20 protein-coding genes are annotated in these 23053 nt (G+C 44.3%); 11 read left to right on the forward strand and 9 right to left on the reverse strand.

All coding sequences use genetic code 11. The features are described from left to right. Window positions 1-43: 43 nt before the first annotated feature. The 7 genes from modA to C9I43_RS17720 all read left to right on the forward strand — a co-directional run bounded on the left by modA (window position 44) and on the right by C9I43_RS17720 (window position 6215). Window positions 44-844, forward strand: coding sequence for a molybdate ABC transporter substrate-binding protein (gene modA, locus C9I43_RS17690; RefSeq protein WP_107884898.1), 801 nt, complete (start codon window positions 44-46; stop codon window positions 842-844). A gap of 8 nt (window positions 845-852) precedes the next feature. Continuing rightward, window positions 853-1533 (forward strand): molybdate ABC transporter permease subunit, encoded by a 681-nt coding sequence (gene modB, locus C9I43_RS17695; protein ID WP_107884900.1) that lies wholly within the window; start codon window positions 853-855, stop codon window positions 1531-1533. Beyond that, window positions 1514-2617, forward strand: coding sequence for an ABC transporter ATP-binding protein (locus C9I43_RS17700; RefSeq protein ID WP_107884902.1), 1104 nt, complete (start codon window positions 1514-1516; stop codon window positions 2615-2617). Before modB ends, C9I43_RS17700 begins: the two co-directional genes overlap by 20 nt. 305 nt (window positions 2618-2922) lie before the next feature. Then, on the forward strand, window positions 2923-3444 hold the full coding sequence (locus C9I43_RS17705) for a PepSY domain-containing protein (protein WP_076497180.1): 522 nt from the start codon (window positions 2923-2925) through the stop codon (window positions 3442-3444). 60 nt (window positions 3445-3504) lie between these two features. Continuing rightward, entirely contained in the window at window positions 3505-4182 is a 678-nt protein-coding gene (locus C9I43_RS17710) for a response regulator transcription factor (RefSeq protein ID WP_107884904.1), read from the forward strand. Between the two features lie 49 nt (window positions 4183-4231). Beyond that, window positions 4232-5488 (forward strand): sensor histidine kinase, encoded by a 1257-nt coding sequence (locus C9I43_RS17715; protein ID WP_107884906.1) that lies wholly within the window; start codon window positions 4232-4234, stop codon window positions 5486-5488. 34 nt (window positions 5489-5522) lie between these two features. Further along, window positions 5523-6215 (forward strand): TIGR01621 family pseudouridine synthase, encoded by a 693-nt coding sequence (locus C9I43_RS17720; RefSeq protein WP_107884908.1) that lies wholly within the window; start codon window positions 5523-5525, stop codon window positions 6213-6215. A 26-nt stretch (window positions 6216-6241) separates the two neighbouring features. On the opposite strand, the gene C9I43_RS17725 is transcribed toward C9I43_RS17720, so the two are convergent. Next, complete coding sequence (locus C9I43_RS17725) at window positions 6242-7411, reverse strand: GGDEF domain-containing protein (protein WP_107884910.1); 1170 nt, start codon at window positions 7409-7411, stop codon at window positions 6242-6244. 252 nt (window positions 7412-7663) lie between these two features. Between C9I43_RS17725 and C9I43_RS17730 the strand changes: the two genes are divergently transcribed. Further along, a complete protein-coding gene (locus C9I43_RS17730) occupies window positions 7664-7831 on the forward strand; it encodes a YqaE/Pmp3 family membrane protein (protein ID WP_076497175.1) in 168 nt (55 codons plus the stop codon). 105 nt (window positions 7832-7936) lie between these two features. On the opposite strand, the gene C9I43_RS17735 is transcribed toward C9I43_RS17730, so the two are convergent. After that, a complete protein-coding gene (locus C9I43_RS17735; protein WP_076497174.1) occupies window positions 7937-10111 on the reverse strand; it encodes a TonB-dependent receptor in 2175 nt (724 codons plus the stop codon). 253 nt (window positions 10112-10364) lie between these two features. Here C9I43_RS17735 and C9I43_RS17740 point away from each other — a divergent pair, with 253 nt between their 5' ends. After that, window positions 10365-10538 (forward strand): DUF2986 domain-containing protein, encoded by a 174-nt coding sequence (locus tag C9I43_RS17740; RefSeq protein WP_107884912.1) that lies wholly within the window; start codon window positions 10365-10367, stop codon window positions 10536-10538. 28 nt (window positions 10539-10566) lie between these two features. On the opposite strand, the gene C9I43_RS17745 is transcribed toward C9I43_RS17740, so the two are convergent. The 3 genes from C9I43_RS17745 to glnA form a co-directional block, all read right to left on the reverse strand. Beyond that, window positions 10567-11910: an anaerobic C4-dicarboxylate transporter gene (locus tag C9I43_RS17745; protein WP_107884914.1), complete on the reverse strand. Its 1344-nt coding sequence runs from the start codon at window positions 11908-11910 to the stop codon at window positions 10567-10569. Between the two features lie 508 nt (window positions 11911-12418). After that, a complete protein-coding gene (locus C9I43_RS17750; protein ID WP_107884916.1) occupies window positions 12419-13615 on the reverse strand; it encodes a dicarboxylate/amino acid:cation symporter in 1197 nt (398 codons plus the stop codon). A gap of 559 nt (window positions 13616-14174) precedes the next feature. Beyond that, entirely contained in the window at window positions 14175-15587 is a 1413-nt protein-coding gene (gene glnA / locus C9I43_RS17755; protein WP_076497170.1) for a glutamate--ammonia ligase, read from the reverse strand. A 908-nt stretch (window positions 15588-16495) separates the two neighbouring features. Between glnA and typA the strand changes: the two genes are divergently transcribed. Then, a complete protein-coding gene (gene typA, locus C9I43_RS17760; protein ID WP_076497169.1) occupies window positions 16496-18307 on the forward strand; it encodes a translational GTPase TypA in 1812 nt (603 codons plus the stop codon). A 106-nt stretch (window positions 18308-18413) separates the two neighbouring features. On the opposite strand, the gene C9I43_RS17765 is transcribed toward typA, so the two are convergent. From C9I43_RS17765 to C9I43_RS17780, 4 genes are all read right to left on the reverse strand, one after another. After that, window positions 18414-19436, reverse strand: coding sequence for a diguanylate cyclase domain-containing protein (locus C9I43_RS17765; protein ID WP_107884918.1), 1023 nt, complete (start codon window positions 19434-19436; stop codon window positions 18414-18416). A gap of 170 nt (window positions 19437-19606) precedes the next feature. Then, entirely contained in the window at window positions 19607-20821 is a 1215-nt protein-coding gene (locus tag C9I43_RS17770; protein WP_107884920.1) for a 4Fe-4S binding protein, read from the reverse strand. Between the two features lie 256 nt (window positions 20822-21077). After that, window positions 21078-21731 (reverse strand): DUF2959 domain-containing protein, encoded by a 654-nt coding sequence (locus tag C9I43_RS17775; RefSeq protein ID WP_107884922.1) that lies wholly within the window; start codon window positions 21729-21731, stop codon window positions 21078-21080. Window positions 21732-21760: 29 nt separating this feature from the next. Beyond that, on the reverse strand, window positions 21761-21982 hold the full coding sequence (locus tag C9I43_RS17780) for a hypothetical protein (RefSeq protein ID WP_107884924.1): 222 nt from the start codon (window positions 21980-21982) through the stop codon (window positions 21761-21763). 81 nt (window positions 21983-22063) lie between these two features. Between C9I43_RS17780 and C9I43_RS17785 the strand changes: the two genes are divergently transcribed. After that, window positions 22064-23050 (forward strand): virulence factor BrkB family protein, encoded by a 987-nt coding sequence (locus C9I43_RS17785; protein ID WP_107884926.1) that lies wholly within the window; start codon window positions 22064-22066, stop codon window positions 23048-23050. The last annotated feature ends 3 nt before the right edge of the window (window positions 23051-23053 follow it).

Below are 23053 nucleotides of genomic sequence, written 5' to 3' on the forward strand. Positions count from 1 at the left end.
TCGCCACGTGCTGGCTCCACGTGAACGTGGCCTAGGTGATCCCATGCAGAGTTTAACCCGTTTGTTCCACGCTCTTGGCTTTACATTATTGCTTGGCTTGGCGATGGTGCCATTAGCGAGTCAGGCAGCGGATAACGCGCCTATTCCTGCAATTGCAGCCGCTGCCAATATTAAGTTTGCGCTAGATGATATCGTTAAAAACTTCACTGCAGAAACAGGCCTTAAAGTACGGGTATCCTATGGTTCATCGGGTAACTTCGTTGCGCAAATTCAGCATGGTGCCCCGTTCGAGATGCTGCTTAGCGCTGATGAGCGTTACATTACTGAGCTGAATAAAGTCGGTTTTACCCAAGACGAGGGAGTGATGTACGCCATTGGCCGCTTAGCGTTAGTTGCGCCAAAAAAGTCCCCCCTTACATTAGATATTGAACTTAATGGGCTAAAAACATTACTGGCATCGGGCAAGATTGAGCGTTTTGCAATTGCTAACCCCGATCACGCACCCTATGGTGAAAGCGCCCGTGAGTTATTGAAAAAGTTCGGTTTATGGGATGATCTGCAAACCAAGTTGATTTTAGGTGAAAATGCCGCTCAAGCGGCACAATTTGCGGTGAGTGGCTCAACTCAGGGTGGAATTATTCCGTTGTCATTGGCAATGGCACCGCAGTTTCAAGCATTAGGTCACTACGTGGCGTTACCTGCAAAGTACCATACTCCGCTTTACCAGCGTATGGCACTTATGCCTAAAGCGAGCTCAACCGCTGAACGTTTTTATCAATATCTGCAATCTGATGCTGCCCGTAGCGTATTCACTCAATATGGTTTTGGCTTACCTAACCGTTAAGGATTTAAATGGATTGGCAGGCGCTGTGGTTATCGGTAAAGCTCAGTAGTATTACAGTATTAGTGCTGATCCCTCTGGCAATACTCGCAGGCCGAGCATTAGCCTATCGCCAGTTTGTCGGTAAATCTTGGGTTGAGGCACTGATTATGGTGCCCTTAGTGTTACCGCCTACCGTGATTGGTTATTATTTATTAGTTGGGCTTGGTAGCCAAAGCTGGTTAGGACAGTGGATTGAGCAACTGTTCGGCCAGCAGTTAGTGTTTCATTTTTCTGGGCTTGTTTTAGCTTCCGTCATCGTCAACATTCCCTTTGCAGTACAACCAATACAGCGCGCTTTTGAAGCAGTGCCTAATGATGTTCGTGATGCAGCTGCCTGTTGCGGTATGAGCCGGCTTAAAATTCTGCTTAAGATTGAATTGCCTATGGTGTGGCCAGGCGTATTGACCGCACTGGTGTTATGTTTTTCCCACGTGTTAGGTGAGTTTGGTGTTGTGCTCATGATGGGCGGTAATATTGCTGGCGAAACTAAGACGATTTCGATTGCTATCTACGACAGTGTGCAGGCCTTTGATTTTAATGCAGCAGGCATTATGTCATTAGTTTTATTGCTGTTTGCCGTGACGGCGTTAGCGCTGACCACCAGTTTATCGCGACGTTTAGGAGGTCAGCATGGCGCAAATCATCGCTGATCTGCATTGCCAGATCCATAATCATAAGCACATCAAACTCAAAGCTGATTTTCGCTGCAAAGCAGGTGAAGTGTTAGCTGTGGTTGGCCCTTCTGGTGGCGGTAAAACAACGCTGTTGAGGATGATTGCTGGATTAAATCATCCCGATGCGGGGCAGATTAATTTTGGTGTAAAGCCTTGGTTTGATAGTGAAGCACGTATTGCCTTGAGCCCGCAGCAACGCCATATTGGTTATATGCCACAGCATTTTGGCTTATTTCCTAATCTTACTGTCTTAGAAAATGTGGTCGCAGGGCTTGATCATATCCCCAAGGCTGCGCGCATTGTGCGCGCTAAAGATTGGCTCGAACGCGTAAATTTGCACGGTTTACCCGATAGATTACCGGCGCAGCTATCCGGTGGGCAGCGGCAACGAGTTGCTTTAGCACGAGCATTAGCCCGCGAGCCTTCTGTTTTACTATTAGATGAACCCTTTTCGGCGGTAGACAGGGAAACTCGGGAACGTTTGTATCTTGAGCTAGCTCGCCTCAAAGAGCAGTTATTATGCCCAGTTATCATGGTTACCCATGACTTAAATGAAGCTTTGTTGTTGGCCGATTCGATGATTTTGATTAGCCAAGGGCAAATGCTACAACAAGGCGCGCCCTTTGAGGTGTTGTCGCGGCCGCGTAACGAGACCGTTGCAAGGCAAATGGGGCTGAGAAATATTTTTGATGGTGAAGTGGTTTTCCAAGACGATACTAAAAATTTAACTTGGCTTAAATTCGGTGGGCAGCTCATTGCCTGTGATTATAGTAAAAATCTTCTTGTTGGTTCGCGTGTTCGTTGGGCTATTCCTAATCAAGGGATCCGCTTTAATTCTATATCAAACAAACGTTTATGCCGAAGCTTTAATAAACTAGATGTGACTATTGACACTATGTTGGTGATGGGCGAATCAGTACGGCTTATCTGCTATGTCACCGGGACTCAGTTACAACTTAACACCGAAGTCTCGCTGCACTTTGCGCAAAAGCTAGCGCTAACGAAGGGAATGCAAACTACAGTGGCGCTGAAATCAGAGCAAATTCATATTTTAGAATAACCTAGATGATCAAAGCTTAATCTTGTTTCCATCGGTGTTTCAGCTGGCATTAGGTAGACTTAACGCATTAGCCACAACATGATTGCTATTAGGCTTGGGAGTTGGCCGCTGAGTCGATATAACAATGCCATTGTTTAGCTATTTTATGGTCAAATTTAAGTTGAAATAGTCGTAAAGTGACTTTATATCCAGTAACACATGATTGCGTGGGCTAGCTAGAGGCTGAATGCAGCAATAATAGGCTCCATCGACTTCTAGTAGCTTGTCCCATAAGATACAACTTAGCTGATTTATATGGAGGAGCCATGAGACTATGGTTGCTAGGATTCATGTTGGTATCTGGCGTCGCAACCGCGGCTCAGAGCATGTATTCGATGTTTGCGGGTGGAGACTATGTACCGCCGCTGAGCGTTATGCAGCAGATCGAAAAAGGGTTCTCTGGCGTGATTGCCGAGTTTGAGATGGAAACGCAAGAGGGCGAGTTAGTCTACCAATTTGAGCTGATTAACCCTTTAGCTAATTCTATTACTCGGTTTGAATATCGTGCCCGCGATGGCAAGTTGCTGAAACAAAAGGCGAGAAAAGTCAGTGCTGATGATCTCGGTGAGGTTGAAGCCGCACGTTTGATTGCGGCAAAAGAGCAAACATTTTCGGGTTTAATCACAAAAGCGATTAAAGAAAAGAATGCCTTTTTGACCGAGGCAAAATTAGATCACGACTTAGGTATCAGTTACTTAGAGCTTAAATTGCTCGATGATACAGGCAAGTTGAAATTGGCTTTTGATGTTGAGAATTTACGACCATTACCCCTACTACAATGGGATTAACCCACCTAAATTAATCGCGTGCTATAGCCAGTCTTTAACATTGAGGAGCGCAACATACAGATGAAAATACTTTTAGTAGAAGATGATGCGACGACGATTGATTATATCGTCAAAGGATTTCTTGAGCAGGGCCATAATATCGAAACTGCCAGTGACGGCCATCAAGGTCTATCACTGGCGACCAGCAGTCAGTACGATTTAATGATCCTCGACCGCATGCTACCCCAGCTCGATGGCCTAAAATTACTCGCCGCTCTAAGGGCTACGGGTAACCAAACTCCAGTGCTAATTTTATCGGCTTTAGCGCATGTCGATGAACGGGTGAAAGGCTTGCGTGCAGGTGGCGATGACTATATGACTAAGCCATTTGCGTTCTCGGAGTTATTAGTGCGCGCTGAAAAACTGATGCACCGTGGTCAATCTGTGCCAGTGATTACTGATCTAATGGTCGGCAGTTTAAAGATGGAGTTACTGACCCGTAATGTGACGTTAGACGGGCAAGAGCTGATGTTGCAACCCAAAGAATTTCAGTTACTTAAGTTTTTGATGGAACATGCAAATCAAGTGATCAGTCGCACTTTGTTATTCGAAGCTGTGTGGGATTATCATTTTGATCCACGCACCAACGTTATCGACGTACATATTGCCAAATTACGCCGTAAATTCGAAGAGTTAGGCCATGGTGAATTGATTGAAACCGTGAGAGGGGCGGGTTATCGCTTACGACAAAGGCATTAAGCCTTACCAGAGTAGCGCTTGGCGCATCACCATTATCTTTTCTACCTTAGTGGTTGTGATCATTGGGGCGTTGTTATTTGCTCTTTATCGACAGTTGATTATTGAGCAACAATACCAAGTAACGCAGTCGTTAGAATCAGAAACTCAGCGTTATCAACAGCTTGCCATAACTGTTGATCGTCGCAGTTTTGCCGCTCAAATTCGTGCAGCCGATCCTCAAACCGCCCTAATCGCTTGGCGTGATAGCTACGATATGGTCGGTGCCTTAAGTTTTATGCCCGAAGATATGCCTATGTTGCCGCAAACGCGGGACTTCCCCATTTTGACCGGTGGACCAGACAAACTGCATATTCTTACTGGTGGTCTAGTGATGACTCGTTACGGTCCAGTATTAATCGCGACTCGTACCGACAACTTAGCGACCTTAATTGATAAATTTATCAGCGCCGCAGCAACGGCGGTCATGCTTACCATAGTGCTGACTTTAGCACTTGGATATTTGTTTTCTAAGGCTATTTTACGTCGATTAGTACAATACAACCGTTTAAGTGAGCAGATTGAGCGCGGCCATTACGATACGCGTTTGCCCTTGAGTTGGCGTCAAGATGAGTTTGATATGCTGGCGCTGCAATTTAATAAGGTGCTCGATATCCTCGAAAATAACCTGATGGCAGTACGCGGCGCGACTGACAACATTGCCCACGATTTACGCACTCCACTTTCTCATATTCGTATTGGTCTTGAAGAATTAGCGAGCAAACCCAGTGATGAGATTAGCGAGGGTTGCGCCATTTTGACCGAGGAACTTGATCATTGTTTGGCGACATTTGATGCCATGTTGTCGCTCACTCGTATCGAAGAAGGCCAACAGACACTCGATTTACAGGAGTTGAGCCTAGCGCAACTTTGTACCGACTTATTGGATATGGCTGATGCCGTGGCTGAGTCTAATGAACAAACCTTAAGCTTGTCGTTATTGTCTGACTATAAAGTATTTGGTGATAAGTATTTATTATTCCAAGCGTTATATAACCTTGTTGATAATGCGATGAAGTATTCAGGCCAAGGTGCACGCATAGAGATAGTTCAGTCTGGCCCGCAAATTCAGATCCGCGATAATGGTCCAGGTATTCCCGACGACAGTAAAGAAAGAGTGTTCGAGCGTTTAGTACGCCTCGATCCTAGCCGGCATTTACAGGGTACAGGATTAGGATTATCTATGGTCAAAGCGATTATCTCACGGCACAATGCCAAAATTACTCTCACGGATAATCATCCTGGCTTAGTCGTTACTATTAACTTTTAAGCGGATATGCCACTTTTTAAGCGCCGAGCAACCCATGTATCGAATCATAGCCGATGAGGCTGATTTTATTATTATTTCTAAATCAGCCAATGTACATTTTCATAGTCAGGACGGCGCTGCTGGCGTGGTGGCGCAGGCAGAACAAGATCTCGGCATTAAGCTTTTTGCAGTGCATAGACTAGATACGCCTACCTCAGGCTTATTAATTTTGACTAAAAGTGCTGTTGCTGCCAGACAATTTACCGAACTGTTTACTGCCCATAAAGTGCAGAAATATTATCTTGCCCTTGCGACAGGTAAACCTAAAAAGAAACAGGGCTGGGTGATTGGTGATATGGCAAAGTCGCGCCGCAGTATGTTTAAATTATTACGGACAAAAGATAATCCCGCAATTACGCAGTTTTTTTCCTTGAGTGTTGGCGAGGGGTTACGCTTATATTTGCTTAAACCGCACTCAGGTAAAACCCATCAATTACGAGTCGCCTTGGCAAGTTTAGGCGTGCCGATTTTGGGTGATGCCTTGTACGGTGACGCGGCTGCTGATCGCTGCTATTTGCATGCCTATTGCTTACATTTTCGCTATGGCGATGCGATTACTGGCTGGCGTGATTATGCTTATAGGGATTTACCGACCCAAGGTGAGCATTTCGCCACTGATAGCATTACAGAAGCGCTAGTCGCGTGGTACAAGCCCGATACATTAGCTTGGCCAGCTAAAGGTGATTAATACGCCACCACTGTTTTAAAAGAAGTTTAACCTGCTTGGCAGATGCGATCTCGACCCGCTAATTTTGCGCGATACATGGCTTGGTCAGCTTGAATTAATAATTTCTCGGGCTCGCACTCTGGATAAATAGTGGCATAACCTAAGCTGGCAGTTAGGCTGATGCTGTGTTTTTGCCAGCTTATGGGGTTTTCCCGTAATATCCGATGTAATTTCTCAGCAACGGCAAGGGCTTCTTGTGCATTTGTCGCGGGTAACAGCACTAAAAATTCCTCTCCACCGTGGCGGGATAAAACATCGTTTGCCCGTAATTTTGATGCAAACAATGTTGCGGCTGTCTGTAATGCTACATCTCCAACAGCGTGACCATATCGATCATTAATCGCTTTGAAATGGTCAAGATCTAATAGAATCACACTATATGGCACATGATCCCGCAGCCAGCGTTGATGGATATGAGTTAACATTTTACGCATCGCCCGCCGGTTCCATAACCCTGTCAGTTGGTCGCGGTCAGCTAATAAACGGATTTTACTTACTAGGCGTGTTATCGCATTGCCAATCATCACAATATTAATCAACAGAATTAAAAACACGTAAAACCACAGTACAGGTATGGCTTCTCGTGTATTTAGAGAAAGAAACGTATTGCTCTGCTCGGGTAAAAATAATGCAATAAACACTCGGATGATAAAAATACCGGCCATCGCGAGTAACGGCGTGACCATTACCATCGCAATGCGGCTCCCAACATCGCGTTTAATGGCAAAAAAGTTATCTTTAGTCAGCATTATAAAAAATAGCGCCGCAGTACTCGAGAATACCGCAGCAAGAAAATGTTCTGAGCTCGCATTTGGCGGTGCAGATAGCATGATGGCCGTAGTAATAATGAGTGCGATGGTGTCAAATTTAGTGCTGTTATGCAGTCTAAAAAGGTATTGGGTGCCTCTACGTAATAGCATAAAGCCAAGTAACAGTGAGATATCGGAAACAAACCAGAAAAGATAACTGGATCCTTCACCACGCTGAGTATTCAAGATGACACCGAGCAGAACGCATAAATTCGCTAACGATAAGCGTATGCTGGCTTTGGAGGCAATATTAAGTGGGTGCGCAATTAATCCCCAAGCAATAGCAGATGTGCCTATAAGTAGACAAATAAACTGAATTAAAAGTAAGGCTTGTGGATCAAATATCATCGGCAATAGGTCATATTTTTCTTTAACTATAGATGGTTTTTAACGCTTATGGCTAAGCTTATACACGTAGCAGGTAAACTGCTGCCTTAAGATACTTGATATCAGATGAGATCGGTGCTGAAAAACGCACATTTATTATTTCTCGGCTTTTGTTTGAAACACCAATATCACAAAAGTGATTGCAAATTCTGAGGCTTACTGCGAAATTAGACATGTATATTAGGATTTCAGTGATTTTAAGGAGACGCCATCATGGATACAAATAAACTACTTTTAGTGATTATTGCCATTCTACTGCCCCCCGTAGGTGTATTTTTAAAGGCGGGAGCGGGAAAGGATTTGTTGATCAACATCGTCCTTTGTTTAATTTTCTGGTTTCCGGGCTTGTTGCACGCGCTTTGGGTGGTGACGAAAGACTAATTCCAATTGCTATGCAGATATAACGTTTGCGAACGATAGCGATATAAAATATAAAAAAGCGCAATAACATTGCGCTTTTTTTGCATTTAAAAACAGTAAATTAATTTAAAAAGGTAGTGTGTAGCCTATGGTCGCTGTGCGCCCCATGCCTTTAAAATAACGATCATTTGTACCCATAGTTTGTGAGTAATAATTGAAATAATCCTTATTAAATAGGTTTTGTAATCCTAGGCTTAGAGTGCCGGTATAAAGCGGCATAGAAAAAGATGCATCTACTGTGGTGTAACCGTCAAATTCTGCATACTTGTTACCCGCGGCGTTTTTAAAGTCGCGATCCATGTAGTAATTGGCTTGCACACGGCTCGACATGTCATTGTCGAAGTTATGCGTCCAGAACAGGTTGATACGATTTGGCGAAATATTGGCACCATCGAGATCAGTGTCTACTTTGTTGTCACCGTTAGAATCATATTCACCCTGCTGAATAGCAATGTTCACACCTAAATCATCATTACTGCTGAGGTAAGCAGTGACATTAGCCTCAATGCCATCGATAACACTTTTTTCCCGTTTTACGTCGTAGAAACCATCATTATTTAACGCTAAACGTGAGCCAAAATCGGTAGCTGAGCGGTAATAAGCTAATTTAGCGCTCAAGTATTCACCTTGGTAATCGGCGCCGATTTCAACGTTGTCTGTGACAATTGGCGTGAGTGCCAGTGAATCATCGATGCTAGGGTTTGCATCAGGGAAACTCTTAGCATCACGTAGAGTTCGGCCAATATCCGGCATACCAAAACCTTGGTTATAACTGGTATAAACGCGAATGTCGGAAGTGATTTTGTAGGAAAGCCCAACGTTAACTAGGGTTTCATCGAAGGTTGCTGAGCCGCCTGCGATTTGTTTATTGCCCGCGCCCCAGAGGGTTTTATAATCATCAACTGTCAATTCGGCATGTTCGTAACGGACACCGGTAGATAAGGTTAAATTTTCAATTAAATCATAATCTAACTGTAAATAAGGTGCGACATTGTCGTAGGTGCTTTCGGGTACCCATGAGAAGCCTGTTTTGACTAAATCTTGCTCTGTCGTGTCGCGGAAAATATCGACACCGTAGGCGGCATCAATCCCTAAACCAGCAATATCCTTAGCAATTAATGAGCTTTTTAAGCCCCATTTAACTGAAGAGTTGCGCGATTGGTCGTAGTACAAGCTTTCGCCTTTACTGCCAATACCACATTGGATCACTTGGTCGCTACCTTCGAAAGCTGGGTCATAAAAACTGTCGAAACAGCCGCCACCATAAACCGCTTTAAAATCTTGATTAAACAGTTGTAGGTTAAGTTGTTGACCGCCAAGGTTTGCGTGGGTATAAGTCAAACTGGTAGTGGTAACTTGGTTATTGGCCGCTTCCCAAGGTTGATTTTCTTTAACTGCGCCCGTGGGAACGCCATTGGGTTTGTCACCAGCAACCGCCATCCAGTCGCCATTGTTGTCTGCCTTGTAATGGTTAACCATTAACTCAAGACGTGACTCATCAAAATTATGCCCTAGCTTAATAAAGAAGTCGGTACTTTGGCTATCCATCGACTCACCCTGAGTCGTGTCTACCCCAATAATATTATGATTTGCGTCGTAATAAACCCCATTGTTGCGATAGCTGACCGAACCTATCATGTCGATAAGTTCAGACTCACCAGAAAACGCATAGCTAGCACCAAAGCTTATACCGTTAGATTTCATCGAATCAGGCACAGTTACATCAAAACTAGCCACGTGTTCGTTATCGCCCGTGGGCTTTTTAGTAATGTAATTAATGATGCCGCCTTGGGCACCTAAACCGTGCATGGCATTGGCGCCGTGAATGATTTCAATACGTTCAATCATGGCAGGGTCGATTGTTTGACCCGAGCGGCCACCACTACGTAATGGATTTGATTGAGGCACGCCGTCAATCATGATCAGCGGCGGACGACCGCGCAGGGTTTCGCCTGTGTTACTCATTTTTTGGCGGCTTGGTGAAAAGCTCGGGGCCAAGTTACCGATAATGGTCGATAAATCTTTAGTGGTGCGGAACTGTTCTTCTAATTGGGCACGGTCGATGATAGTGACAGTGTTGGGGATCGAGCTTGGCGATTTATCCATACGGCTCGCGGTAACTGTAATTTTTTCAATGTCTTTATTCTTGTTGGTATTGCTATCTAGAGCATCTTGAGCGGCTGCAGCTTGGGTTAGCGCTACAAATACGGCTAAGGCAACAAATGAGGTTTTGAATGGCATATAACTTCCAAATAAGGGCGAATGAGTTTGCTACACCGGCTCCTTTGGCATAAATAATATTCCATTAAACAGCATTGCAAATGATAATGATTTTCATTGTTGCGGATTCTAAGGCAGGAATTATTGCTTGTCTAGTCGCTGGTATTATAAATTTAATTAGGTATAGACCGCTCTTGTTGCTTTCGATTGTCTGCCCCGTAAGTGGAAGGCTATAATCGTGCTCCTTAATACTGCAATCCCATTGGCACCATAAATGAATCGCAAAAAGAAGATTAATCAAACCTTGAAAAACAAAGCGAAAAAGGCCAATGCTAAACTGCAATCGAGCAATAAACCTCAATATATTGCCAAGGCGGATAGGGCAGCATTAGCCAATACAGAGCCAACGGAGTTGCATGTTGTTGGCTCTGTATTCGTTGCGTCTTAAGTGCGCTTTGGTATTGATTAAATAGCGGTTAGAGCAAAGCGGTTGCCAGTAGATAGCCGACAGTTGATGCTGTACCCACACCAATAAAGCCTGGAATAATAAAGCTGTGGTTAATGATGAACTTACCTATTTTTGTGGTACCCGAACGGTCAAAGCCGATACAGGCTAAATCACTAGGATAGGTTGGCAGTACAAAATAACCGTAGCTTGCAGGAAGGAAAGCGATTAAGAGTTTTGGATCAACGCCAAGTGCTAGCCCCATAGGCGCAATGGCTGTGAGTGCTGCCGCTTGGCTGTTAACCAGTTTAGAGATTAAAAACAGCACTAACGCATAGGTCCAAGGCTGATTTTGTACTACATGTGACAGGTTCTCCTGCAACACATCCATATGGCTGATGAAAAAGGTATCACTCATCCATGCCACACCAAATACCGAAAATATCGCCACCATACCCGCTTTAAATACAGGGCCGTTAGAAATGCTCGTCGGTTTAACTTTGCAGGTCATCAGAATAAATGCCCCTGCAATTAACATCATCATCTGGATGACTAAGTTCATCGATAATAAAGTAGATTTACCTTTAACTTCAAAGGCGGGCCGCAGCTCGCTAAAGGAGCCTAGCAATACCACTGCGGCAATAGCCACAAAGAAAATCCCCGTCGCCCAGTAAGCTTCTTTCGGAAAGCGCTGATTTAACAGGGTTTCGCTTTTGTCATAGATAAAGGCTCTTTGAACGGGATCTTTAATGCGTTCTTGAAACTCCTCATCCTTATCTAAATCTTTACCGCGACGTAGGCTCCAAAGTGCCGCAGCCATCACGCCACAAAGTGATGCAGGTACTGACACCATTAAAATTTCGAGTAGATTGTAAGCGCGCCCTACACCTTGCTGTGCGGCAAGGATGGATACCATAGACACCACTGCGACCGATACGGGCGAGGCACAAATTGCCATTTGCGAAGCAATGGATGCCACGGCCATTGGGCGCTCTGGACGGATATTTTTCTTCAGCGCGATATCAGAAATAATCGGGAACATAGTATAAACAACATGGCCGGTACCGCAGAGGAAGGTCAGCGTCCAGGTTGTTAATGGCGCCAGTATGGTGATGTATTGTGGATGGCGGCGCAGTAGGCGCTCGGCAAATTGCATCATCACATCCAAGCCGCCAGCCGTTTGCAATACCGATGCGCAACCAATGACCGCCAAAATAGTTAACATCACTTGTACTGGCGGCTGTCCGGGTGCTAAGCCAAAGACAAAAATGAGTAAAAAAAGACCAATGCCGCTGATGAGCCCCAGTCCCATACCGCCATAACGCGTACCTAATAACAAGCAGCTAAGTACGATTATAAATTCCATTAAAATCATTTGATTTACCTCTGCGGAATCTACCGCTTAGCGAGTCATTGAGTGATTAAATATCCTTAGAATCATTCTGCTAAGTAAAAATGTAGAAAAAGTTGCGCTGGCGCATGCTGTCAATAAAAAAGTGTATGAGATTTGTTGGGAGTTTGATCTAGCGCTAGAAAATCACTGGGATAAGTGCATTCTGGTTAATAAATTTGCTGGTTAGCAATAAGGTGTTTACCCGCGGGTGAATCAGACGAATGCACTAACTAAAGTTGTCACCCCGCTCGTATGATTAAAGCGCGAACACGTAGTGATGGATGGTGATGAGCTAAATTGATTTACTGTGGGGATATCTGTGCTAACTCACACAGTATAGGATCCGTTTTTTGTTGTATTTCCATAAAAACATGGACGATATCATGCTGTTGCTAGATGTAATGAAGGTTAATCAATAGCTAATGGATAATCGATAAGTGAGTAAATACCATGGCAAATCTAAATTTTTGGACATGGTATTTATGCTGTTTTAGAGCCGTTTGTGATTGAGCCGCTCGATAATCTGGCAGGCGTTTAAATCGTGTACCACGTTAATCACCGTTGATGGTGCATCGGTAATCGCGCCAATCACCACTAAAATTGGGATGGTTTCCATCGGTAAGCCTAAGGTAGTGACGATAAAAATCTCCCCAAGAAAAGCACCGCCAGGCACACCGCCGATAATAAAAGCCGATAAAACTGAAATCAAAATAGTCACCATAAATACATCTACGGTGAAATCTAATCCGAGTAACGAGTAGATAAACACGATTTTTAAGGCCGTGATGATCGCAGCGCCGCCTTTATTTAAGTTAACCAACAAAGGCAAGCTGATATCGGCAATCTCGGGCTTGATACCCATCTTCAGTGCGGTTCTTAAGGTCACAGGTAAGGTCGCTAATGACGATGTAGTGCCCAGTGCCGTCACTGCGGGTTCTAGGGCGAAGCGCCAGAATTGTTTAACCCCTTGCGTGCCCCCGCCAACCCAAGCGTAAAAGGTGGAACCCACAGTGAGATAAATAAAACAGGTGACCATAAATAAGCCAACTGCGCGGGCAAAAGTAACCACAAGCTGCGGGTCTTGGCTGGCCATTGTCGAGGCAAAATAGGCACCCAGCCCCAAAGGGGCGGCAACCATAATGATCGAGACAATCTTCATGATAACGGTATTTAAACTGTCGAGTAATGCCGAGACTTTTCTGCCGTCTTCCCCCGATTGACCTATGGCAACCCCTACAATCACCGACATAATAATGAGTGCTAAAATATTGGATTTGGATAACAAACCTGAAAAGTCATTGGTAGTCAGCAGGCCGACAAAATCCATCGTCCCCGTCGTATCGCTAATGGTTTGATTAAGATCGAGAGTAACGCCTTGAGCGGGGTCAAAAAATAAGGCCAGTCCGATAATGCCAACCGCCGGAATAATCGCCATCACAATCGACACCGCCATGATAGACACTAACAGCGCGCCGAGTTTCTTTAAATCCGTCATACGGGCAATCGATGAGGTCACGCTAATCGCGACCAGCGGCACGATAATCATAAACAATAAATTTAAAAAAATTTGCCCCAAAGGTTTGAGCTTAAGCGCCGCCTCTGGCCACACAACCCCCAGCGTACCGCCAAGTAGCAAAGCGCTCAGTAGCACTATCGAATCTTTATAAGGTTTTATCTTCTGCCACATAGGTAAACGCCTACTGTTATTTATAAATAAGATGCGTCCAAATGATAAGAATGAATCGTGCTGCATGGACATTCTCAAGCTAGCGAGTCGCGTGCTATAGCGCAAGAACTGATTGGTTATAAACCGCTTAAATCTACGAAAGGGAGTTGATAACCGTATCGCCGTCGGCCATTGATTCAACCCAGATTCATTGAAGCTTCCCACAAAGCTAGAACTTAAATACTGTCGCTTAGCTCGGCGTTAGTCCATGTAAACATTAATCTGAAATATGCCAAATAGAGCATTTACCCTCATATGTATTTTGTCTAAAAATAAGTTGTTTTTAAACTCGAAAAGTACCATTCAAGCTCACGTGAATAAACTCATACGAAGAAGCATTATCTAATGCTCGTGATATCTAGCTAAACCCTCAGAAATGCTTAGTTATAAACACTTGGCTCAATTCAACATATTGCCTAATTGCCTAATTGCCTAATTGCCTAATTGCCTAATTGCCTAAATACATAAATACATAAAAAAGCCCCGACGAGTCGGGGCTTAATCAATTTGCCAGTAAGGATTACAAGCTGTAGTACATTTCAAACTCAAGTGGGTGAGTGGTACGTGCTACACGCTCTGCTTCTGCCGTTTTCAGTACGATATAAGACTTGATAAAATCTTCACTGAACACGCCGCCTTTAGTCAGGTAATCATGGTTAGCTTGCAGGTTTTCAAGGGCGTTTTCTAAAGACGTAGCTACTTGTGGTATTTCTGCCGCTTCTTCTGGAGGCAAGTCATACAAGTCTTTGTCCATTGCTTCGCCTGGGTGGATCTTGTTTTGAATACCATCAAGACCCGCCATCAACAGTGCAGAGAAACCTAAATAAGGGTTTGCATGTGGATCGGGGAAACGTGCTTCGATACGACGGCCTTTCGGGCTTGGTACCACTGGAATACGGATTGATGCACTGCGGTTACGAGCTGAGTATGCCAACATAACAGGTGCTTCAAAATGGGGCACTAAACGCTTGTAAGAGTTAGTGCTTGGGTTAGTGAAGGCGTTTAACGAGCGAGCATGCTTGATGATGCCGCCAATAAAGAATAATGCCATTTCACTTAAACCAGCGTATTTGTCACCAGCGAACAAGTTAACGCCATCTTTAGCTAAAGATAGGTGAACGTGCATACCGCTACCGTTGTCGCCAACGATAGGTTTTGGCATAAATGTCGCTGTCTTGCCGTAAGCGTGCGCCATATTGTGCACTACATACTTTAGAATTTGGATTTCATCGGCTTTTTTAGTGAGGGTGTTAAAGCGAGTGGCGATTTCGTTTTGACCCGCGGTCGCCACTTCGTGGTGATGGGCTTCAACCACTTGGCCTAACTCTTCTAATACTAAGCACATAGCGCTACGTAAATCTTGTGATGAGTCAACGGGTGCAACTGGGAAGTAGCCGCCTTTAGTAAATGGACGGTGGCCTGTGTTGCCGCCTTCGTAGCTAGTGGCTGAGTTCCATGCCGCTTCTTTCGCATCAATTTTCACGAAACAACCTGACATATCAGTGCCAAAACGCACGTCGTCAAATAGGAAGAATTCTGGCTCTGGACCCACTAATACAGTGTCAGCGATGCCAGTAGAGATAAGATAAGCTTCAGCTCTTTTAGCAATAGAACGTGGGTCGCGATCGTAGCCCGTCATGGTACCGGGTTCAAGAATGTCACAACGCAGTAGCGCAGTGGTTTCTTCGGTAAAAGGATCAAGCATGAAAGTGCTTGGATCTGGCATCATCACCATGTCTGATTCGTTAATACCCTTCCAGCCTGCGATAGAAGAACCGTCAAACATTTTGCCATCTTCAAAAAAATCGGCATTGACTTGATGGCTAGGAATAGATACGTGCTGCTCTTTACCTTTAGTATCGGTAAAGCGTAAATCGACAAATTTAACTTCTAACTCTTGAAGTTGCTGTAAAACAGATTCAACTGACGACATTCTCAAACCTCCGGTAGGGTAAAGGGTAAGCCCTTCTATAATCTTTTAACTCAAATGTTGATATTGAGCCAAACTGACAAGCTTTAAAGCGATATCTATGCCAAAAATCTAAATCATTGATTAGCATTGACTATAATCTTTTTTGTTCGTTACTGATTTTGTGCTTGCACCTTAATGGTGCTTTCGTTTGTCGCATTTCAGTGCATAAGCCCATTTTGGTGCGCACTATACTGACTCATATCAACGGCATTCTTAGATAGACACTCTGATATAAACACTCTGAGCTGGCTAGATGCCTTCTGGCGATGATGAGTGCGGCTTCGTTTGTTCAACTATGCCACGTATTGCTAAGTGAATTAGAGTTTATCATCATGTTATCAGGTATTAATTGGTTCTGACGTGCGAAATGTCTTTGTAGTGTGCAAGCCGCGAGAAGTCAATAATGCCTAACCCGCCGTTAGAACGATAATCATATTCGTCTTTGTAAATGCAGCGTGACTGAGCACTTTAGGCGCTTGATGTCACATCTGGGCCAAAGTTTATTACGATCGTGGGGTTGGATGATTGAAAAAAACCAAGATAGATTTAGTAGCTGTTTAAATTGTCGCCACTTATTTAGACTTTGAGCATTAAAGATATCCAATTCATCGCCTTACCACCACTTTTTGTTATAGATATAGTGTTCTCCCTACACTTTTACTGTGGCTCTAAAGGATTTTACTCAATGGGATATTGAGGGAAACAAGCCAACGTTCGATTGATTTTTATATAAGTGTTCAAAAATAATCCTGTGCGCCAAGGCCGCGCTGGAGTAGAATGGCACGCTTTTTATTATGGAGGATCGAATTAGATCTCCATAACGAATTACTGAAATATCCCTATTTTGTTTGATGGTAAGAGGTTTATCCGTGCTAGAGAATTTACGTAACATCGCCATTATTGCACACGTTGACCATGGCAAAACGACCCTGGTAGACAAGTTGCTGTCACAGTCAGGTACCCTTGAATCCCGAGGAGAAGCCACTGAGCGGGTGATGGACTCCAACGATCTTGAAAAGGAACGTGGGATCACGATTCTGGCAAAAAATACTGCCATCAAGTGGAACGACTACCGTATCAATATCGTTGATACCCCTGGCCACGCCGATTTCGGTGGTGAGGTTGAGCGTGTTCTGTCTATGGTTGACTCAGTATTATTGATAGTTGATGCCGTTGATGGTCCAATGCCACAAACTCGCTTTGTAACAAGAAAAGCGTTTGCTCAAGGCTTAAAGCCAATCGTTGTAATCAACAAGATTGACCGTCCAGGCGCTCGCCCAGATTGGGTTATCGACCAAGTATTCGACTTATTCGACAACTTAGGCGCGACTGATGAGCAATTAGATTTCCCAATCGTTTACACTTCTGCGTTAAACGGTTACGCAACGTTAGATCCTGATGTCGTCAGCACTGAAATGACACCATTATTCCAAACTATCGTTGAAAAAGTATCTTTCCCAGATGCTGACTCGGAAGGCGCATTCCAGATGCAAATTTCGCAAATCGATTACAACTCATATGTGGGTGTTATCGGTATTGGTCGCATCAAGCGTGGTAGTGTAAAACCTAACCAACAAATCACTTTGATTGGCGCTGATGGCAAAACTCGTAACGGTAAAATTGGCCAAGTATTAGGTTACATGGGTCTGGACCGTACTGAAATTGGCATTGCTAACGCAGGTGATATTGTTGCGATTACAGGTTTAGGTGAACTGAAAATTTCTGACACTATCTGTGCCGTTGGTGCAGTAGAAGCGTTGCCACCATTGACTGTTGATGAACCGACTCTGACCATGACTTTCCAAGTCAACACTTCACCTTTCGCAGGTAAAGAAGGTAAGTATGTCACTTCACGTAACATTCTTGAGCGTCTGCAAACAGAATTAGTCCACAACGTGGCCTTACGTGTTGAAGAAACAGAAAGTCCAGATCGCTTCCGTGTTTCAGGCCGTGGTGAATTGCATTTATCAATCCTGATTGAAAACATGCGTCGCGAAGGTTTCGAGTTAGCCGTATCACGTCCAGAAGTTATTCTGAAAACTATCGACGGTGAATTGTGTGAGCCATTCGAAACGTTGACTGTTGACGTTGAAGAAGAAGATCAAGGCGGTGTGATCGAGAAGCTAGGTACTCGTAAAGCTGAAATGAAAGACATGCAGCTTGACGGTAAAGGCCGTGTGCGTATCGATTTCGTTATCCCAAGCCGTGGTTTAATCGGTTTCCAAACCGAGTTTATGACAGCGACTTCTGGTACTGGCTTAATCTACCATTCGTTTGATCACTACGGTCCGCACAAAGGTGGCGATATTGGTCAACGCGCTAACGGCGTATTGGTTTCTAACGCTACGGGCAAGGCTTTGACCTTCGCACTGTTCGGTCTACAAGACCGTGGTCGTCTCTTTATTGGCCATGCCGCTGAAGTATACGAAGGCCAAGTAGTTGGTATTCATGCTCGCTCAAACGATCTGACAGTTAACTGTCTGAAAGGCAAGCAACTGACTAACATGCGTGCATCTGGTACTGACGAAGCTCAAGTACTGACTACGCCAATCACCATGACACTTGAGCAAGCGCTTGAGTTCATCGATGATGACGAGTTAGTTGAAGTGACGCCAAAGAATATTCGTATTCGTAAGAGACACTTGACTGAAAACGATCGTAAGCGCTTTAACCGCGGTTAATGATTGCCTGACTTGCTTTAAAGTGAGTCAATCGGTTTAAAAGAAGCCTCGTATAGGAAACTATACGGGGCTTTTTTGTTGGTTTAATTTAGAAATAAGTAAGGCATTACCTCTCGTCCATAAAGCGTATACAGTTGCGCCCAGCCAATTTTGCGCGATAGAGGGCGGCGTCGGCTTGGCGAACTAACTCTAAAGGGTTTTGCTGGTTAGAGGGGGATAAATAGGCGACACCAACGCTAACAGTTACAATTCCAAGGTCGGTTTTCGCATGTGGAATAGCAATTGATTGGATCAGTTGATGAATATGCTGCGCTGCGCCGAACAAAGTTTGTTTGTCGATATTGGGCAACAGAATAACAAACTCCTCACCGCCGTAGCGAGCCACAAGTTCGCCGGCTCTTCGGCCCGACTGGGATAAAGTGCTGGCCAGTTGTTTAAGGCAATCATCTCCCGCGAGGTGGCCATAGTGATCGTTAAATTGTTTGAAGTGATCAATATCTAACATGATGAGAGCCAGTAATGAATGGCTATGTAGTCCTCGATTCCATTCTGTTTGTAACATCAAATCAAACTGGCGGCGATTGCCGATATTGGTTAAGCCGTCGGTATTACTGAGTATTTCGAGTTGTCTATTTGCGGCTGCTAATTCACTGGTGCGCGCTGTGATCATCGATTCAAGCTCAGAGTTGCGCTTTTCTAAGCGCGTTATGGGGTAAATCTCCCCTTTGTGGGCTAAGCCGTAGGGGATAGATATGCCGCTATGGGCAATCATCCAGCAGTTATTTTCTAGATGGAATATCAACACGAGTCTCGCTGTTTCGTGTGAGAGTATTGGCTTTGGGATAGGTAAATGAATATGGAAAAAGGCCGTCACAACAACAATTTGTTCGGTAAGATCTTGTAAAGAAAGGTCTAGCATTTCGATATTTATACGATCTGGTACTTGTGCAAAATCTTGCCGAGTTATCCGTATCCATTCTTCCCTGTCGGTAACAAGTACGTCACTACTGCCCGCGTAACCGCTAAAATTGTGACTAAAGCGACACGTCAACCTATCATCACGGGATGAATACATTTCAATATATTCATCAAATAATGTACGGATCAGTTGCTGTCGGTCGGGCCGCATAGGCTAGCTCCATTGTGGAACATAAAACCACTTATCTGCTATTCACATAGGAATAGTATCAGCGATAAAATCGAGTGGTTGCCTGATTGTAATCAATGTTATGACTTATATATTTAAAATACTGCAGATAGTAGATAAGTCATTATCTGCAGTATTGTTAGTGCAACTTGCTAGTGTCCAACCCTATCGATCACTTGAATAAGCTCCATGCGGATGTTATCTGGAGTTTGGCTATGCCAGAACCCTGATAAATAAGCGCCCAGAGGCAGAATAAATAGCGTGATTAGCACCAATGCGAGTAATCCTTTGTGGCCTAGTCTGTGACCCGATTTAAGCCCAAATCCGAGTGCAGCTGATTTTGGACAAGCCGCTACGCAGCGCATACAGGCTTGGCACTCGTCAGTTCGTACTGTGGTTTTGGTATGTACTATGATGTTTGCTGGGCAAGCTCGAGTGCACTTGTCACATTTCATTCCTTTCGTTTCGATAAGGCAGTGCTGGGTATCTCGGCGGATTTTTAATGGGCTGGCAAAACTTAATATCCCCAGCATGGCACCATAGGGACATAAGTAACGGCAGAATCCCTGACGGCGCCATGCCGCTAACGCGAGGATCAGTGAAAATACTAATAATGTAATGAGGCTCGGTGTCAGGAAAAACAGTGCCATTTTTAAATCGGCAATCTTATGGTAATTACCGTCGAGGTAATTAGGGATTGACTGCGCGGGCATGCCAATCACTATGTAGCATAGTGCTAATAGCAATAGATACTTAAGCATTCGTAGTGGCCAGTCTAACCAAGCCGGTGGTGTTAACTCAGCTTTGATAAAACGTTTTCTAAAGGCATATAGATATTCCCCAGCTAAACCCAAGGGGCAAGCCCAGCCGCAAAATGCTCGCTTGCAAAGTAGCCCAGTGATTAATACCGCCGCCAGCATTACCGCCGCCGCGGGATGTGTTTGATCCCATAAATTGAGGCTGATAATCGCTTTAAGCTCAATCCCGCCCGCTATTGGTAAAAAAGCATCAACCACGTCGGGGCGCATGAGCCAAGGCGTTATCCCTTGCTTAAGTAGCACGGTATTGATGGTGTATTGTACGGCAACCAGTAACAGCGATAGTGCCAACACATGCTGAGTCCCTTCACGCAGGGTATTGATTTTAATCTCCCCCTTGAACTCGTCGGGTGCAAATCTATGGACGAGTAATGCCAGTGGCAGCGCAATAATAAGTCCTATTGCTAACGGCCAATATAGGCTGATGGCAACTGCGCCGACACTCAGTAATAAAGTCACAACAGCGCCCCATTTTTTGCCGCTCCAATAACTAAGGGAGGCGAGATACATGAGTGCTAACATTAACGTTAGTGATTCGATAAAAGTCATAGTGGTTAGTACAGCAATGATCAACAAGTGCTAAGTCTGAGTGATTAAATGAGGATAAGTTTTTGAGTGCTAAGTGAAATTGTGCAGCAAATCTAACATTTTTAGTATCAATCGACTAAAGCGCGTTATAGCTCACAAAGCTAAGGATTCTGGGCTTGCACAAAAGAAATTTAGATTGCAGGGAAGATAAATATTATGGGTGAATAAAGCCCTAACAATCAGTATGGTTAGGGCCGACATGAGTTGGGCGTTTTTATCAACTCTTTGATTTTTCAAGAGACTCGATAAATTTATTGGATTCATCAATCGATGTGTTCATTTCTTTAATGAGCACTGAAATGTCGGTTTGTAGGCTGGCAAATTCACCTTTAATTGCGCCAATCGCTTGGGCGTTCAAGTTATGCTTGAGGTACAGCATGTTATCTTTCAAGGCTGTGAGTATTGGTGGCATTTTTGATTCAGCACGGCGCATCGTTTTAATCAATTGTTGATAAGAACGACGGGTTTCTTTCAGTTTGGTTTCGCTGTCTCGGCGTAAATTAGCTTTACTGATTTCGCTAATTTCATTTTGCCATTCTTCAAATAAGGCATCGGCTACGCCTTCGACTTTATTGATACGATTACTGACGTTATCGGCGGCACTTTGGGCTGACTCATACTCATCTTTAGCCTTGTTATAGGCTTTCTCTAGATTGCCGCCATCGCGATTGAGTAAGGCTTGCATCTCTTTGAGGGCATCACTAAATTCTTCTTGAGCCTCCTCTTGGGACTCTTTGGCTGCTTTAACTCTGTCGACCATGATATCGCGTTTATGGTAACCGACTTTTTCCATCGCGCCGTAGTAGGCACTTTGGCAGCCACAGAGCAAAAGGCTAGCGGCAATTAGGCTTGATATGAGCAGTTTTTTCATTTTGGGTTCCATTGCTGAGTAACATCGCCTTAATCGGCCTGAAATCGTGCAGCATCAATAATGCTCCACAAATGAAAAATAGCCCCGATAACAGCAGGTACAATCAACCACCAGAGGGCATAGCCGACAACCGTGATAACAAAAAACAGCAGCGCAGCCATAATTCTACCTTGCAGCAGTTGGCCTAACCCAGGGAAAAATATGCTCGCAATTGCCGAAATAACGTTACCTGCAGATCCTTGTTGAGACATCAATTCACTCCTTAGACTTGTAAATTAAGTGTTTATTGTACGAAGATAACGAGTCTATACCTACAGAAGCAAGAGAAACCCGTGACTAAAAAGATAGAACTGGAACAAATTCGCGTCCTATTCCTCGGGATCTGGCACTTTCTGCTGCATTTAAGACAGCGTCTGGTGGAAGACCAAATCAATATCCGTGCGGGGCATTTAGCCTATGTCACTCTGTTGTCGCTGGTGCCTCTGGTGGCGGTGACTATGTCGATGCTGTCAGCTTTTCCGGTATTTAAGGGCATTCGAGGGCAGATTGAAGGTTTTGTTTATCAGAACTTTTTACCCGCGGCTGGCGATACTGTACAAACGTATATTAATGAATTTGTGGGAAATGCCTCTAAAGGCACCGCCGTTGGGATCGCCGCGTTAGTTGTGGTCGCCATTATGCTGATTTCTGCCATTGATAAAGCACTCAATAATATTTGGCGTACTAAAGAAAAGCGCTCTATCGTAGTGGCTTTTTCTATGTATTGGATGGTGCTTACCCTCGGCCCTGTACTCGTAGGTGCCAGTTTAGTTGCCACTTCTTATGTGGTGTCGTTGAAGGTGTTTAATGGTCAGTTGTCGGGCGTTATGCCGTTGTTTATTGAACGCTTACCAATGTTATTTTCGGTGGCGGCATTTTTACTATTGTACATAGTGGTGCCCAATAAAAAGGTGAAGTTTTTACACGCGTTATTAGGCGCGATTGTCGCCGCACTGTTGTTCGAGCTGGGTAAAAAAGCCTTTGCCTTGTATGTGACCCAATTTCCGAGTTATGAGGCTATTTATGGCGCTTTGGCGGTGATCCCCATTATCTTCGTCTGGGTGTATTTATCGTGGATGATAGTGTTACTTGGCGCTGAAATCACCGCTACGATGCCAGAGTATTTAGATTATGAATCGAGCTTTGATGATGAAACCGATCTTGATGGCCAGCCGTTAGCTAATTCAGGCTCCGTTGAGCCGTCGGCAATATTAACGCCGGCAGAGATGACGGCCATAAACGCAGTTGTGCAGTCAGATCAAAATGACGCGGCTAAATAATGA

The organism is Shewanella morhuae (assembly GCF_003028295.1).
Classification (GTDB): Bacteria; Pseudomonadota; Gammaproteobacteria; order Enterobacterales; family Shewanellaceae; genus Shewanella; species Shewanella morhuae.

Coding starts and splice junctions, on each gene's coding strand:
- C9I43_RS17765 (WP_107884918.1), bottom strand. CDS start 19,436: ATGCGGCCCGACCGACAGCAACTGATCCGTACATTATTTGATGAATAT.
- C9I43_RS17700 (WP_107884902.1), top strand. CDS start 1,514: ATGGCGCAAATCATCGCTGATCTGCATTGCCAGATCCATAATCATAAG.
- modB (WP_107884900.1), top strand. CDS start 853: ATGGATTGGCAGGCGCTGTGGTTATCGGTAAAGCTCAGTAGTATTACA.
- C9I43_RS17730 (WP_076497175.1), top strand. CDS start 7,664: ATGGATACAAATAAACTACTTTTAGTGATTATTGCCATTCTACTGCCC.
- C9I43_RS17775 (WP_107884922.1), bottom strand. CDS start 21,731: ATGAAAAAACTGCTCATATCAAGCCTAATTGCCGCTAGCCTTTTGCTC.
- glnA (WP_076497170.1), bottom strand. CDS start 15,587: ATGTCGTCAGTTGAATCTGTTTTACAGCAACTTCAAGAGTTAGAAGTT.
- C9I43_RS17745 (WP_107884914.1), bottom strand. CDS start 11,910: ATGATTTTAATGGAATTTATAATCGTACTTAGCTGCTTGTTATTAGGT.
- C9I43_RS17750 (WP_107884916.1), bottom strand. CDS start 13,615: ATGTGGCAGAAGATAAAACCTTATAAAGATTCGATAGTGCTACTGAGC.
- C9I43_RS17705 (WP_076497180.1), top strand. CDS start 2,923: ATGAGACTATGGTTGCTAGGATTCATGTTGGTATCTGGCGTCGCAACC.
- C9I43_RS17725 (WP_107884910.1), bottom strand. CDS start 7,411: ATGATATTTGATCCACAAGCCTTACTTTTAATTCAGTTTATTTGTCTA.
- C9I43_RS17780 (WP_107884924.1), bottom strand. CDS start 21,982: ATGTCTCAACAAGGATCTGCAGGTAACGTTATTTCGGCAATTGCGAGC.
- modA (WP_107884898.1), top strand. CDS start 44: ATGCAGAGTTTAACCCGTTTGTTCCACGCTCTTGGCTTTACATTATTG.
- C9I43_RS17710 (WP_107884904.1), top strand. CDS start 3,505: ATGAAAATACTTTTAGTAGAAGATGATGCGACGACGATTGATTATATC.
- C9I43_RS17770 (WP_107884920.1), bottom strand. CDS start 20,821: ATGACTTTTATCGAATCACTAACGTTAATGTTAGCACTCATGTATCTC.
- C9I43_RS17720 (WP_107884908.1), top strand. CDS start 5,523: ATGTATCGAATCATAGCCGATGAGGCTGATTTTATTATTATTTCTAAA.
- C9I43_RS17740 (WP_107884912.1), top strand. CDS start 10,365: ATGAATCGCAAAAAGAAGATTAATCAAACCTTGAAAAACAAAGCGAAA.
- C9I43_RS17735 (WP_076497174.1), bottom strand. CDS start 10,111: ATGCCATTCAAAACCTCATTTGTTGCCTTAGCCGTATTTGTAGCGCTA.